General features: G+C 57.5%; 10 protein-coding genes and 1 tRNA gene. 4 read left to right on the top strand and 7 right to left on the bottom strand.

Going from position 1 to position 13,999, the window contains the following annotated elements:
• Window positions 1-54: 54 nt before the first annotated feature.
• Genes miaA through nnr form a run of 5 tightly spaced genes read right to left on the bottom strand, consistent with a single transcriptional unit; the run spans window position 55 to window position 6,186 of the window.
• Window positions 55-1,005, bottom strand: a complete 951-nt coding sequence (gene miaA, locus FHC51_RS07380) for a tRNA (adenosine(37)-N6)-dimethylallyltransferase MiaA (RefSeq protein ID WP_103822994.1) — start codon at window positions 1,003-1,005, stop codon at window positions 55-57.
• Entirely contained in the window at window positions 998-2,845 is a 1,848-nt protein-coding gene (mutL, locus tag FHC51_RS07375; RefSeq protein WP_220435211.1) for a DNA mismatch repair endonuclease MutL, read from the bottom strand. Before mutL ends, miaA begins: the two co-directional genes overlap by 8 nt.
• Window positions 2,846-2,854: 9 nt before the next feature.
• Window positions 2,855-4,189: an N-acetylmuramoyl-L-alanine amidase AmiB gene (amiB, locus tag FHC51_RS07370; RefSeq protein WP_220435210.1), complete on the bottom strand. Its 1,335-nt coding sequence runs from the start codon at window positions 4,187-4,189 to the stop codon at window positions 2,855-2,857.
• A 16-nt stretch (window positions 4,190-4,205) separates the two neighbouring features.
• Entirely contained in the window at window positions 4,206-4,667 is a 462-nt protein-coding gene (tsaE, locus tag FHC51_RS07365; RefSeq protein WP_103177963.1) for a tRNA (adenosine(37)-N6)-threonylcarbamoyltransferase complex ATPase subunit type 1 TsaE, read from the bottom strand.
• Window positions 4,660-6,186, bottom strand: a complete 1,527-nt coding sequence (gene nnr / locus FHC51_RS07360) for a bifunctional ADP-dependent NAD(P)H-hydrate dehydratase/NAD(P)H-hydrate epimerase (RefSeq protein WP_220435209.1) — start codon at window positions 6,184-6,186, stop codon at window positions 4,660-4,662. Before nnr ends, tsaE begins: the two co-directional genes overlap by 8 nt.
• Here nnr and queG point away from each other — a divergent pair.
• Window positions 6,185-7,324: a tRNA epoxyqueuosine(34) reductase QueG gene (gene queG, locus FHC51_RS07355; protein WP_156237580.1), complete on the top strand. Its 1,140-nt coding sequence runs from the start codon at window positions 6,185-6,187 to the stop codon at window positions 7,322-7,324. The genes nnr and queG overlap by 2 nt on opposite strands.
• 270 nt (window positions 7,325-7,594) lie before the next feature.
• On the opposite strand, the gene FHC51_RS07350 is transcribed toward queG, so the two are convergent.
• Window positions 7,595-7,670 (bottom strand) — tRNA-Gly (locus FHC51_RS07350).
• Between the two features lie 189 nt (window positions 7,671-7,859).
• Window positions 7,860-8,405: an oligoribonuclease gene (gene orn, locus FHC51_RS07345; RefSeq protein WP_039028434.1), complete on the bottom strand. Its 546-nt coding sequence runs from the start codon at window positions 8,403-8,405 to the stop codon at window positions 7,860-7,862.
• Between the two features lie 107 nt (window positions 8,406-8,512).
• Here orn and rsgA point away from each other — a divergent pair, with 107 nt between their 5' ends.
• From rsgA to mscM, 3 genes are all read left to right on the top strand, one after another.
• Window positions 8,513-9,565: a small ribosomal subunit biogenesis GTPase RsgA gene (gene rsgA, locus FHC51_RS07340; RefSeq protein ID WP_220435208.1), complete on the top strand. Its 1,053-nt coding sequence runs from the start codon at window positions 8,513-8,515 to the stop codon at window positions 9,563-9,565.
• A gap of 98 nt (window positions 9,566-9,663) precedes the next feature.
• Window positions 9,664-10,632: an archaetidylserine decarboxylase gene (gene asd / locus FHC51_RS07335; RefSeq protein WP_220435207.1), complete on the top strand. Its 969-nt coding sequence runs from the start codon at window positions 9,664-9,666 to the stop codon at window positions 10,630-10,632.
• Window positions 10,633-10,649: 17 nt separating this feature from the next.
• Window positions 10,650-13,973 carry a miniconductance mechanosensitive channel MscM gene (gene mscM / locus FHC51_RS07330; protein WP_220435206.1) on the top strand — a complete coding sequence of 1,108 codons (3,324 nt, stop codon included), beginning with the start codon at window positions 10,650-10,652 and terminating at the stop codon, window positions 13,971-13,973.
• The last annotated feature ends 26 nt before the right edge of the window (window positions 13,974-13,999 follow it).

Here is a 13,999-nt window from a genome sequence, read left to right as displayed (position 1 = left end):
TTAGAACCTTGCGATTCTGAAAAATTGCGCACGATACGGCTTAATTGTACACATTCAGTCTGCGATATCACCAACAACCTGTAATACATCGTGTAACGCCTGTTGCGGTTTTTCACTGTCTAACCAGTGAACTCCCTCCCAACCGCGCAACCAGGTAATCTGGCGCTTCGCTAACTGTCTCGTGGCGCAAATACCTCGATAAACCATTTCATCATGCGAAATCTCACCTTCAATGTATGACCACATCTGGCGATAACCCACACAACGAATGGAAGGCATATCCGTATGCAAATCTCCACGGGCAAATAGCGCCCGCACTTCTGCTTCAAAATCTGAAGCCAACATCTGATGAAAACGCTGCTCAATTCGCTGATGGAGCAGTTCACGGCTCGCCGGGGCGATGGCGAACTGATGCACCTGATACGGCAGAGCCTCTCCTGACGTTTGCGTCAGTTCCGTTAAAGTTTTACCCGAAATGAAAAAAACTTCCAGTGCCCGGGAAAGCCTTTGCGGATCATTTGGATGAATACGTGCTGCCGCAACCGGATCAATTTCTGCCAGCTGCGCATGCAGTACACCCCATCCCTGCTCTGCTGCCTGATGCTCAATTTTTGCTCTAATGGCCGGATCTGCCGAAGGTAACGGCGACAACCCTTCCAGTAACGCTTTGAAATAGAGCATTGTTCCGCCCACCAGCAGCGGGATACGTCCTGCTGCTGTGATCTCAGCCATATGCGCCAGCGCATCGCGACGGAAATCAGCCGCCGAATAGGCCTGCGCCGGGTCAAGGATATCCAGCAATCGGTGCGGCGCCGCGCGTAACTCGTCTGCGTTAGGCTTTGCCGTACCAATATCCATCCCCTGATAAATAAGGGCGGAATCAACGCTAATCAACTCTACTGGCAAAACTTTACGTAACTCAATGGCTAACGCGGTTTTACCCGAGGCCGTTGGCCCCATCAAAAATATCGCCTTAGGCAGGCGGGTATTGCTTACATCACTCATTTTTCAGGGCGGCCTTAGCCGTTTGTAGATCAACAGGTTGTAATAAACCACCCGGCGGCGCTTTCACCAGCTGCGGGCAGAGGCGCTCGACCTCCGCCAGCACGGTGATAGCCTGCGCCATACTCCACGTCGGATGATCGCTGGCCAGCTGGCGGGCGATCCACTGTGCAGTATTGGCGGCATCAAACGTTGTCTGCTGCGCCAGGTAGCCTATCAGTTCAGGAATCAAGTTTTGTAAATTTTGTTGGCGTAAGGGTAAAGGCACAGCCCGAAGCGTCACATGATGCGATTCCAGCACCATTTCGATCCCCATTTCAGCAAGGGCAGCCTGATGACGCTGCACCACCTGCGTCTCCTGCGGCGAGATTTTAATCCGCACCGGGATCAACAGCGGCTGGGCGCAGGCCTGATGAGGACCGGGCGCCAGCTGCGCCTGTTTAAGCCAGCGTTCGGCAACCGGCAGGGATAACAGCGCCAGATGACCGTCCTGCTCAAGCAGCGCGGCATCGGGTGCTATGATGGTCAGCACCCGACCAAAACTCTGGTTATGGCCCATCAGGGCGGGGGCTGCGGGAGCGGCCTCAGCCGTTTTTTGTGCCGGAGCCGGGGTGTCCAGCAAGGTGCGATACACCGCGCCCGCCTGCTTCTGGTAGCCTGGCTGGGCATGTGGATAATTCGCCCCGGACGTCCGGGGAGCTGAGCCGCCAGACGAGAAACGCGGTGCGGCAGGTTCCCGCGCCACAGCCGGTTCAGCAAACTGGTTTTTGCCCGCCGCAATACGGTTTTCCGGGATGGGACGCGGCGCAGGCTCCACGTTACTCAGCGGCAGGTTTGGCTCGGCCTGCTGCTGCAATACGCTCAGCACCCCCTGGTAGATGAAGTCATGCACCAGCCGGGACTGGTGAAAACGCACCTCATGCTTCGCCGGATGGACATTGACATCCACCTGATGCGGGTCGATCTCCAGATAGAGCACAAATGCAGGTTGTTCGCCGGCACCGAGTTTATCTTCGCACGCCTGGCGGATCGCATGGTTGATGAGACGGTCACGCATCATGCGTCCGTTCACGTAGCAATACTGGATCTCTGCAAAAGCCGCGCTGCTCGCTTTCGGATCGGCCACCCAGCCGCGCAGGGTCAGATCGCCATGCTGCCACTCAATGGCCAGCGCCTTTTCGAGAAACGGCGTGCCGCAGATGGCACCCAACCGGCGCTCCTTCTGCCCGCCCTGCGCCACGGCGCGATACTGGCGCATCATCTTGCCGTTATGACTCAGATTGATGGTGACATCGAAGCGCGCCAGGGCGATGCGGCGAATAATCTCGTCGATATGGCCAAATTCGGTTTTCTCGGTGCGCATAAACTTGCGCCGCGCGGGGGTGTTGTAGAAGAGATCCAGCACTTCCAGCGTGGTGCCCACCGGATGCGCGGCAGGTTTGACCGTCACGTCCATATCCCGGCCTTCGGCATAAGCCTGCCAGGCTTCCTGCTGTTCTGCCGTGCGGGAGGTGAGCGTTAAGCGGGAGACGGAGCTGATACTGGCCAGCGCTTCGCCGCGAAAACCGAGGCTGATAATGGCTTCGAGATCGTCGAGGGAGGCGATTTTGCTGGTTGCGTGACGAGCCAGCGCCAGCGCCAGCTCCTCTTTTTTGATGCCGCAGCCGTTATCACGGATCCGAATGAGCTTCGCTCCGCCGCGTTCGATATCGATATCGATGCGGGTGGCGCCCGCATCAAGGCTGTTTTCCACCAGCTCTTTCACTACCGAGGCAGGTCGTTCTACCACCTCACCGGCGGCGATTTGGTTCGCAAGCTGCGGCGGCAGAACCTGAATCGGCATGATAGCTCCTTAATTGGTCGAGGTTGACTCGCCCGGTAACATGGCGCTGGCGGTCTGCCCCGCGCCACCCTGTGGGGCAGACTGGAGCGGATGCGCATCAAAGTACTTACGCAGGCCTTTATAAATCGCTTCGGCAATCTGCTGCTGGTAGCTGTCGCTGGCCAGCAGGCGCTCTTCACCGTTATTACTGATGAAGCCCGTCTCCACAAGAATGGACGGAATATCCGGCGAACGCAGCACGCCGAGGCTGGCATGTTCCGGGCGGCGCTTATGCAGAGAACCGACACTTTGCAGCTGATTCAGGACGTTAGTCGCTACATCATACCCGACACGCTGGGAATGGCCGAACTGTAAATCCAGTACCGCCTGGCTCAGGTAGGGATCCGACTGGCTGTTCGCCAGCACGTCACCCGCCCCGCCTAACAGCTCGGATTGCTTTTCATGTTCCTCAAGCCAGTTTGCCATTTCGCTGTTGGCGCGACGGTTAGAAAGTACCCATACAGATGCCCCCGTCGCGTTGCGGTTGGGAGCCGCATCGGCATGCACAGAGACCAGGAAATTGGCATTCTGCTGACGCGCCACGTCAGAACGGCCCATGACCGAGATAAAATAGTCACCGTCACGGGTTAAGACGCCTTTAAACATCGGATCGTCGTTCAGCAGCGTCCGCAGCTTACGGGCAATGGCGATGGTCACGTTTTTCTCACGCGTCCCACCCGGCCCGATGGCGCCAGGGTCATCACCACCGTGTCCAGCATCGATGGCGATAATAACTTTATCGCCGCTTGCCGGGCGCGCCTGCATCGCGGGACGGGTCACCGTGTTGCTGCTGGTGACGCTGGTAATACGATCGCTGCCGGATTTAAACGGATTTCGTGCGGGCTCCGAAGGGCGCGGCGCAACGACAGGCTCTTCCACCCGCTTCACCACGACCGGTGGCGGCGGAGGTGGCGGTGGTGCATCGGCGTTGATGGTAAAGACCACCATATAGCTCGCGCCGTTTTGTTGCTTTACCGCCCGGGTCTTGCCGTTTTGCGTTAAATCAACCACCAGACGCAGGGACTGCGCGTCTTTTGGCGTACCGGAACGAATGCTGCGCACCAGGTTGTTGCCACTGAACTGTAACGGCAGCCCCTTGATAACGCCGGTCTGTTTAATATCCAGCGCGACGCTGCGCTTATCGTCCTGGGAAAACGCATACTCAGGATCGCCCATAAAGCTGAAGGTGATCCGGGCCTGAGTGTCTCCGTTGGAAACCTGAATATCGGACAAGGTTGCCGCCCCGGCCTGTGCGCAAAACAGCACCGTTGCAGCTATCAGCCAACTTTTAACGCGATTAATCATCCCGTTATCTCTTAACTTAACCGGCTAAACGCGCCAGTATCGAATTTCCTGATGCGGAGAGAGCAGTCACGCGGGCCTCACGCCCTTGCGCCTGATACTCCAGGTGAATTTCAACATCGGGTTCAGGTAACACACCGGTACCCTGCTGCGGCCACTCGACCAGGCAAATGGCATCGTTGGCAAAGTAGTCACGGATCCCCATAAATTCCAGCTCTTCAGGATCGGCAAGCCGATAAAGATCGAAGTGGTAGACCATCAGGTTTTCCAGGGTGTAGGGCTCGACCAGCGTGTAGGTCGGGCTTTTCACATTACCCTGATGTCCCAGCGCCTGTAAGAAGCCCCGGCTAAAGGTGGTCTTACCCGCGCCCAGGTCGCCATACAGATAGATGACGGTTGCGCCCTCGCAGGCCTGCGCCACGCGCTGGCCGAGATCTAAAGTTGCTTGTTCGTCGGGTAAAGGGATCACGCGATTAATCATTTTCTACGTCAGTTATTTTCGGGTTAACGACACGCCTTAGCGTGTCAAAAAGATCGGTTGCCAGCATGCCGCGCGTGCCATAGTGGTCAGCCAGCCGATCGGCAGCTGCACCATGCGCGACGCAGCCTGCGCAGGCGGCATCATAAAGCGCCAGTTTCTGTCCAAGCAACGCGCCAATCATACCGGAAAGCACGTCGCCCATTCCGCCGCTCGCCATTCCGGCATTGCCGACATCCACGATGCCTGCCTCTCCGCTCTCGCTGGCGACGACGGTACCGGCGCCTTTCAGGACGACAACACCACCGTAACGTTTTACCAGACGCTGGGCAGAATGTAAGCGATCGCTTTCAATTTCTGCAACGCTGCAGTTAAGCAGCCGCGCGGCCTCGCCGGGGTGCGGCGTCAGGATGCGATTGTGACGTTTATCCGGGTTGATTGCCAGAAGGTTCAGCGCGTCAGCGTCCCATAGCATCGCATGGCGAAAGTTTTCGACCTTGCGTAGTGCCTCTTTCCCCCACGGCTCCTGACCGAGACCGGGGCCAATCACCACCACATCGGCCCATTGCAGACTGTCATCCAGCACCTTCGGCGTCAGTTCATGCACCATCAGTTCAGGCCGGGCGGTAACGATCGGGGCAATATTTTCGCGGCGGGTCAGGACGCGCACCAGCCCAGCCCCCGTGCGCAGTGCTGCTTCGCCGGTCATGCGAATAGCGCCCGCTGTGCCATGGTCGCCGCCGATAATCACCAGCCGGCCATGATCGCCCTTATGGGAGGTTGGACGGCGTGGCGGCAACCACTGCGCCAGATGCGAGGCATCAAAGCGGGTGATGGCGGTCTCCTGCCCGGCGAGCCAGCCCTCCAGGCCAAGCGCGTGATGATGCAGCGAGCCCACCACATCGCGCGCTTTACCGGTCAACAGGCCCGGTTTAAGAGCAATAAACGTCACCGTATGGTCGGCATTTATGACCGCGCCTGGCGTGGTCCCCGTCTGAGCAACCAACCCGGAGGGAATATCCAGCGCAACGATGGGCGCCGCATGCTGGTTAGCGTGGGCGATCAATCCGGCAACCTCGTCGCGAGGCGCGCTGCGCAAACCTGTTCCAAGAAGGCCGTCAACAATCAGGTCGATGCCTTCCGGCCAAGGGGTATCCGCAGCGTGGATAATCCCCGCCGCATCCAGCCAGGCTTGCCGCGCGTTTGTGGCTTCTTCCGGAAGCGGTTTGTCACTCTCTGTCGCCAGCAGCGTGACGGTAATGCCCGCGGCAAGCGCCAGTCGGGCGACGACATAGCCATCGCCACCGTTATTGCCATGACCGCACAGGATGAGCCAGTGGCGGGATTGCGGATAAGCGGTACGGGCAATGGTGAACGCTGCCTCACCCGCACGTCGCATCAGTTCATAAAGGGTTATACCCAGACTGTCTGCCGCCTCTTTTTCGGCGCGCCGCAGGTCGTCCGCGGGCCAGACAGAGTGTGGTATACTTGCGGGGTTTTTCTTCACAGTATGGTCCGTCATGTCACAGCCCCTCGATCTCAATCAGTTAGCGCAAAACATTAAACAGTGGGGCGCTGAGCTTGGTTTTCAACACGTGGGTATCACCGATACCGATCTCTCTGCCAGCGAGCCCAAACTGCAGGCATGGCTGGATAATCAATACCACGGCGAGATGGAGTGGATGGCGCGTCACGGCATGATGCGCGCCCGCCCGCATGAACTGTTGCCGGGAACCCTGCGCGTGATCAGCGTGCGTATGAACTACCTTCCCACCGGAGCCGCTTTTGCCAGTACGCTGAAGAACCCCTCTCTGGGGTATGTCAGTCGTTATGCCCTGGGGCGTGACTATCATAAACTGTTGCGTAACCGGCTCAAAAAGCTTGGGGAAAGGATTCAGGAGCAGTGCGCCACGCTGAATTTTAGACCTTTTGTCGATTCTGCGCCTGTTCTTGAGCGCCCGCTGGCGGAAAAAGCCGGGCTCGGCTGGACAGGTAAGCACTCACTTATCCTCAGCCGCGATGCCGGGTCGTTCTTCTTCCTGGGGGAACTGCTGGTGGATATTCCGTTGCCGGTGGATAAGCCGGTCGAAGAAGGCTGCGGCCGCTGTGTGGCCTGTATGACCATCTGCCCTACCGGTGCCATTGTCGAGCCTTATACCGTCGATGCCCGCCGTTGCATCTCCTACCTGACCATTGAACTGGAAGGGGCGATCCCGGAAGAGTTTCGGCCGTTAATCGGTAATCGCATTTACGGCTGCGATGATTGTCAGCTGATCTGCCCGTGGAATCGTTATTCACAGCTAACGGAAGAGGACGACTTCAGCCCGCGCAAGGCGTTGCACGCGCCGCCGCTGACAGAGCTGTTTGCCTGGAGCGAAGCCTGGTTCCTGAAAGTGACGGAAGGATCGGCGATTCGCCGTATTGGTCACATCCGCTGGCTGCGTAATATCGCCGTTGCGCTGGGAAATGCCCCCTGGGATGAAGCCAATCTCCGGGCGCTGGAAAGTCGCCGAGGTGAGCACCCACTTCTCGATGAACACATAGAGTGGGCGGTTGCGCAGCAGATCGCCAAACGAAATGCCTGCGTGGTTGAGGTGCAATCTCCGCAGAAACTCAGGCTGGTAAGGGTCGTTGAAAAGGGGCTTCCGAGAGATGCATGATGTTTCCACAGCCTGTGAATAAAAATCAAAAGGCAGAGAGAGACTGGTTCTGGCTATTGGTCAAGTGATCGAGCTAACATTTTGAAATGAAATTTTCTTTATAAATTTCAAGACATTAAAACGTTACTATTCATCAGGCGAAGTTTCCGAATATTCGGTAAAAAGAGATTAACCTGTGGATAAGTCTGTTAAGAAGAGTTTGTCAGAAATGAAACAAGTCGTCCCCGGCGGGGCTTTCCGCGGTGGATATCTGGAGGAGGAGAAAAAATTTGGAGCGGGAAACGAGACTCGAACTCGCGACCCCGACCTTGGCAAGGTCGTGCTCTACCAACTGAGCTATTCCCGCAAAATCTGTGCTGTCGTAACGATGAATTCTCTGTCGTTACGGGAGGCGCATTATACGAGAAATCCTTTCTGCTGCAACCCCCCAAAAAGCGTTTTTTTATAAATTTAGTTCAAGTGCTGCAATATTCGTCACATTGTGCAGATTTAAAGCGTTATGCCCCGGCAGGCGCACGCCTGCCGGAAAGATCGCTTATAAATTAATAAAATGTTCGCGGTAGTAGGCCAGCTCCGCCACCGACTCACGGATGTCATCCATGGCCTGGTGGGTGCCCTGCTTCTTAAAGCCGTCGAGAATTTCCGGCTTCCAGCGACGCGCCAGCTCTTTCAGGGTGCTGACGTCCAGGTAACGGTAGTGGAAATACGCTTCGAGCTCCGGCATGTACTTAAACAGGAAGCGGCGATCCTGGCCGATGCTGTTGCCACAAATCGGTGATTTTCCCTGCGGTACCCACTGCTTCAGAAATTCGATTGTCGCCAGCTCGGCTTCGCGGTCGCCCTGGGTGCTGGCTTTCACGCGATCCACCAGCCCGCTGCCGGTGTGGGTGCGCACGTTCCAGTCATCCATCAGCGCCAGCTGTTCGTCGGACTGGTGCACGGCAATGGTCGGCCCTTCCGCCAGGATATTCAGGTTCGCGTCAGTGACCAGCGTGGCGATCTCAATAATGCGATCGCGCTCGGGATCGAGCCCGGTCATCTCCAGATCGATCCAAATCAGATTGTTTTCATCTGCACTCATGTTATTTTCCACCCTTCTCGCATAACCGGCCGTGGCAGGTTAACTACTATTAATTAGTGTGTATCATAGAGGTTTTGCCCAATATGGGCGACCAGGAGCCAGCACGATTGAGTAAAAATAAACTCTCCAAAGGGCAGCAGCGCCGCGTTAAAGCCAACCATCAGCGCCGCCTTAAAACCACTTCAGAGAAGGTCGACTACGACGACAACCTGTTTGGCGAGCCCGCGGAAGGCATCGTGATTAGCCGCTTCGGTATGCATGCTGATGTGGAGTCTGCCGACGGCGACGTTCACCGCTGCAACATTCGTCGCACCATCCGCTCGCTGGTAACAGGTGACCGCGTGGTATGGCGCCCCGGCAAAGCCGCTGCTGAAGGCGTGACGGTGAAAGGTATCGTCGAAGCCGTGCACGAGCGCTCGTCGGTATTAACCCGCCCCGACTTTTACGACGGCGTAAAACCGATTGCCGCCAATATCGATCAGATTGTCATTGTCTCGGCCATTCTGCCCGAACTGTCGCTGAACATTATCGACCGTTATCTCGTTGCGTGTGAAACCCTGCAGGTTGAGCCGCTGATCGTCCTGAATAAGATTGATCTGCTCGACGCCGAAGGCACCGCATTTGTTAACGAGCAGATGGATATCTATCGCAAGATTGGCTATCGCGTACTGATGGTCTCAAGCCGTACTCAGGATGGCCTGAAGCCGCTTGAAGAGGCGTTGACCGATCGCATCAGCATTTTTGCGGGCCAATCCGGGGTGGGCAAATCCAGCCTGCTGAATAATCTGCTTGGCTTGCCGCAGGCGATCCTGACTAACGATGTCTCCGACACCTCCGGTCTTGGCCAGCACACGACTACCGCTTCGCGCCTCTATCACTTCCCGCACGGCGGCGATGTGATCGACTCCCCCGGCGTGCGTGAATTTGGTCTTTGGCATCTTGAACCGGAACAAATCTTTAACGGTTTTGTCGAATTCCACGACTACTTAGGCGCGTGTAAATATCGCGACTGTAAGCATGACAACGACCCGGGCTGCGCCATTCGTGAAGCGGTCGAAAACGGTGAAATTGCGGAAACCCGTTTTGAAAACTACCACCGCATTCTCGAAAGCATGGCTCAGGTAAAAACGCGTAAAAGCTTTTCTGAATCTGATGACTGACAACTAAGCTAAGCGTCGCTAAAATCGTCCCCTTTTTTCAGGTTCCGGCTGTTTAACAGCCGGCTCAGGAACGACAAAACAATGGCCTGGAGGCTACCTTGTTAAACTCATTTAAACTTTCGCTTCAATACATTCTGCCGAAACTGTGGCTCACTCGCCTGGCGGGCTGGGGCGCAAGCAAACGAGCGGGCTGGCTGACTAAGCTGGTAATCGATCTGTTCGTGAAATATTACAAGGTCGATATGCAGGAAGCGCAGAAGCCGGACACCGCCAGCTACCGCACCTTCAACGATTTTTTCGTGCGTCCGCTGCGCGATGAAGTACGCCCTCTGAACACTGACCCAAACGTGCTGGTAATGCCTGCCGACGGCGTGATCAGCCAGTTGGGTGCTATCGAAAACGACAAAATTTTGCAGGCTAAAGGCCACAACTACAGCCTGGAAGCCCTGCTGGCCGGTAACTACCTGATGGCGGATCTATTCCGCAACGGTACGTTTGCTACCACCTACCTGTCGCCACGCGACTACCACCGCGTGCATATGCCGTGCAACGGTATCCTGCGCGAGATGATCTACGTGCCGGGCGATCTCTTCTCGGTTAACCACCTCACCGCGCAAAACGTACCGAACCTGTTTGCCCGTAACGAGCGCGTTATTTGCCTGTTCGACACCGAGTTTGGCCCGATGGCGCAGATTCTGGTGGGTGCGACCATTGTCGGCAGCATCGAAACGGTCTGGGCGGGCACCATTACGCCGCCGCGTGAAGGGATCATCAAACGCTGGACGTGGCCTGCGGGCGAAAGCGAAGGTTCCGTGGCGCTGCTTAAAGGTCAGGAGATGGGCCGCTTCAAGCTCGGCTCCACCGTTATCAACCTGTTTGCGCCGGGTAAAGTGAAGCTGGTAGAGCAGCTTGAAAGCCTGTCCGTGACCAAGCTCGGCCAGCCGCTGGCGGTATCAACAGAGCCCTTCGTCACCACGGATGCAGAGCCTGCGCCACTGCCAGCGGAAGAGATTGCCGCCGAACACGAAGCCAGCCCACTGGTCGACGATAAAAAAGACGTAAGCTAAGCAAAAGGTAAACTGACGTGCGCCTGATTATCACTTTTCTGATGGCCTGGTGCCTCAGTATGGGGGCCTACGCAGCGACGGCCCCCGATACCAAACAAATCACGCAAGAACTGGAGCAGGCAAAGGCGGCAAAACCCGCCCAGCCAGAAGCCGTAGAGGTGCTCCAGGCTGCGCTGAACGCCCTTGAGGAGCGTAAAGGCTCCCTTGAGCGTGCTACGCAGTATCAGCAGGTTATCGATAATTTCCCCAAACTTTCTCAAACCCTTCGCGCACAGCTGAGCGATATCCGTGAAGAGCCGCGTCAGGTGCCCGCGGGCTTAACCTCTGACGCGCTCAACCAGGAAATCCTGCAGGTCAGCAGCCAGCTACTGGAAAAAACCCGCCAGGCGCAGCAGGAGCAGGAGCGTGCCCGGGATATCGCCGACTCGCTGAACCAGCTGCCACAGCAGCAAACCGACGCTCGCCGCCAGCTCAATGAGGTTGAACGCCGGGCCGGAACGCAAACCGGCAATACCCCCCTTAACCAGGCACAGAATCTTGGCATGCAGGCGGAATCCGCCAGATTAAAAGCCCTGGTGGATGAACTGGAGCTGGCGCAACTCTCGGCTAACAACCGTCAGGAGCTGGCGCGTATGCGCTCTGAGCTGGCGAAAAAGCAGGGTGAGCAGCTGGACGCTTATCTTCAGGCGCTGCGCAATCAGCTCAATAGCCAGCGCCAGCGTGAAGCTGAGCGGGCGCTGGAAAGCACCGAGATGCTGGCGGAGAACAGCGAGAACCTGCCGTCCGGCATCGTGGAGCAATTCAAAGTCAACCGGGAGCTTTCGGCCGCGCTTAACCAGCAGGCGCAGCGTATGGATCTGGTGGCCTCGCAGCAACGCCAGGCAACCAGTCAGACCCTGCAGGTGCGCCAGGCGCTGAATACCCTTCGCGAACAGTCCCAGTGGCTGGGGTCGTCGAATCTGCTGGGCGAGGCGCTGCGCGCTCAGGTTGCCCGTCTGCCCGAGATGCCAAAACCGCAGCAGCTGGATACCGAAATGGCACAGCTGCGCGTACAGCGTCTGCGCTTTGAAGATCAACTGAATAAGCAGCCCCAGTTGCGCCAGATCCACCAGCCGGATGGCAAGCCGTTGACCGCCGAACAAAACCGGATTCTGGAAGCCCAGCTGAGAACGCAGCGCGAGCTGCTGAACTCTCTGCTGCAGGGCGGCGATACGCTGCTGCTCGAACTGACCAAACTGAAAGTGTCGAACAGCCAGCTGGAAGATGCGTTAAAAGAGGTCAACGAGGCGACCCACCGCTATCTGTTCTGGACCTCGGACGTGCGCCCCGTCTCCTTCTCCTGGCCGATTGATATTGTTCAGGATCTGCGCCGCTTGATTTCGCTGGATACCTTCAGCCAGCTTGGCAAAGCCAGCATTATGATGCTCACCAGCAAGGAGACGATTTTCCCGCTGCTGGGGGCGCTGATCCTGGTCGGATTCAGCATTTATTCGCGTCGCCACTTCACCCGCTTCCTTGACCGCTCCAGCGCCCGTGTAGGCAAGGTGACGCAGGATCATTTCTGGCTCACGCTGCGCACGGTTTTCTGGTCCATTCTGGTTGCCTCACCGCTGCCGGTGCTGTGGATGACCCTGGGTTATGGCCTGCGCGAAGCCTGGCCATACCCGCTGGCGGTGGCGATAGGTTTCGGGGTGACGGCTACCGTGCCGCTGCTATGGGTGGTGATGATCTGCGCCACCTTCGCGCGCCCGAACGGGCTGTTTGTTGCCCACTTTGGCTGGCCGCGTAATCGCGTGGCGCGGGCCATGCGCTACTACCTGATGAGCATTGGGCTTATCGTGCCGTTGATTATGGCGCTGATCATGTTTGATAACCTCAACGATCGGGAGTTTTCCGGCTCGTTGGGTCGCCTCTGCTTTATGCTGATTTGCGGTGCGCTGGCGGTGGTGACGCTGAGCCTGAAGAAGGCCGGGATCCCGCTCTATCTCGACAAAGAGGGTAGCGGCGATAACATGGTCAACCATATGCTGTGGAATCTGCTGCTCGGCGCTCCGCTGGCGGCGATCCTCGCGGCCGCCGTCGGCTATCTGGCCACCGCTCAGGCGCTGCTGGCGCGCCTCGAGACGTCGGTAGCGATCTGGTTCCTGCTGCTGGTGGTCTACCACGTGATCCGCCGCTGGATGCTGATCCAGCGCCGTCGCCTGGCCTTCGACCGGGCGAAAAACCGCCGGGCCGAAATCCTTGCCCAGCGGGCGCGCGGCGAAGAAGAGCCAGCCCATATGCTCAGCACCGAAGGAGTAGTGGAAGTCGATGAAACGGAGCTGGATCTGGATGCCATCAGTACCCAGTCACTGCGGCTGGTACGATCCATCCTGATGCTGATCGCCCTGCTCTCCGTTATCTTCCTATGGTCGGAAATTCATTCGGCGTTTGGCTTCCTGGAGAACATCACCCTCTGGGATGTGACCTCGACGGTACAAGGCGTGGAGAGCCTGGAGCCGATTACACTCGGCGCAGTCCTGATTGCCATTCTGGTCTTCATCATCACCACCCAGCTGATCCGGAACTTCCCGGCGCTGCTGGAGCTGGCCCTGTTGCAGCATCTGGATTTGACCCCAGGAACCGGATACGCCATCACCACCATCACCAAATACCTGCTGATGCTCTTTGGCGGGCTGGTGGGCTTCTCGATGATCGGCATTGAGTGGTCGAAGTTGCAGTGGCTGGTTGCTGCGCTCGGGGTGGGGCTCGGGTTTGGTTTGCAGGAGATCTTCGCCAACTTTATCTCCGGCCTGATCATCCTGTTTGAAAAGCCGATTCGTATTGGCGATACCGTGACGATCCGCGATCTGACCGGCAGCATCACCAAAATCAACACCCGCGCTACCACCATCAGCGACTGGGACCGCAAAGAGATCATCGTGCCAAACAAGGCGTTTATCACCGAGCAGTTTATTAACTGGTCGCTCTCTGACTCCGTCACGCGTGTGGTCCTGACCGTGCCGGCACCGTCGGATGCCAACAGCGAAGAGGTAACGCAGATCCTCTACACGGCGGCCGAGCGCTGCTCGCTGGTGATCAGCACCCCGGAGCCGGAAGTGTTCCTGGTGGATTTACAGCAGGGGATCCAGATTTTCGAACTGCGTATTTACGCGGCGGAAATGGGCCATCGTATGCCGCTGCGTCATGAGATCCACCAGCTGATTCTGGCGGGCTTCCGTGAACACGGTATCGATATGCCGTTCCCACCGTTCCAGATGCGCCTGGAAACGCTGGACGGCCGTAAGACGGGAAGAACGTTGACGTCGGCGGCGAAGCAGCGCCCGGCGGGGAGTTTGTAGTGCAAATGCCGGGTGGCGCTACGCTT

It is taken from the genome of Leclercia sp. EC_58 (genome assembly GCF_019584355.1).
Taxonomy (GTDB): Bacteria; Pseudomonadota; Gammaproteobacteria; order Enterobacterales; family Enterobacteriaceae; genus Enterobacter.
Note: the sequence above shows the minus strand (reverse complement) of the source record. Positions and strands in the feature narration are given on the sequence as shown.

Coding starts and splice junctions, on each gene's coding strand:
- miaA (WP_103822994.1), bottom strand. CDS start 1,005: ATGAGTGATGTAAGCAATACCCGCCTGCCTAAGGCGATATTTTTGATG.
- mutL (WP_220435211.1), bottom strand. CDS start 2,845: ATGCCGATTCAGGTTCTGCCGCCGCAGCTTGCGAACCAAATCGCCGCC.
- amiB (WP_220435210.1), bottom strand. CDS start 4,189: ATGATTAATCGCGTTAAAAGTTGGCTGATAGCTGCAACGGTGCTGTTT.
- tsaE (WP_103177963.1), bottom strand. CDS start 4,667: ATGATTAATCGCGTGATCCCTTTACCCGACGAACAAGCAACTTTAGAT.
- queG (WP_156237580.1), top strand. CDS start 6,185: ATGTCACAGCCCCTCGATCTCAATCAGTTAGCGCAAAACATTAAACAG.
- nnr (WP_220435209.1), bottom strand. CDS start 6,186: ATGACGGACCATACTGTGAAGAAAAACCCCGCAAGTATACCACACTCT.
- orn (WP_039028434.1), bottom strand. CDS start 8,405: ATGAGTGCAGATGAAAACAATCTGATTTGGATCGATCTGGAGATGACC.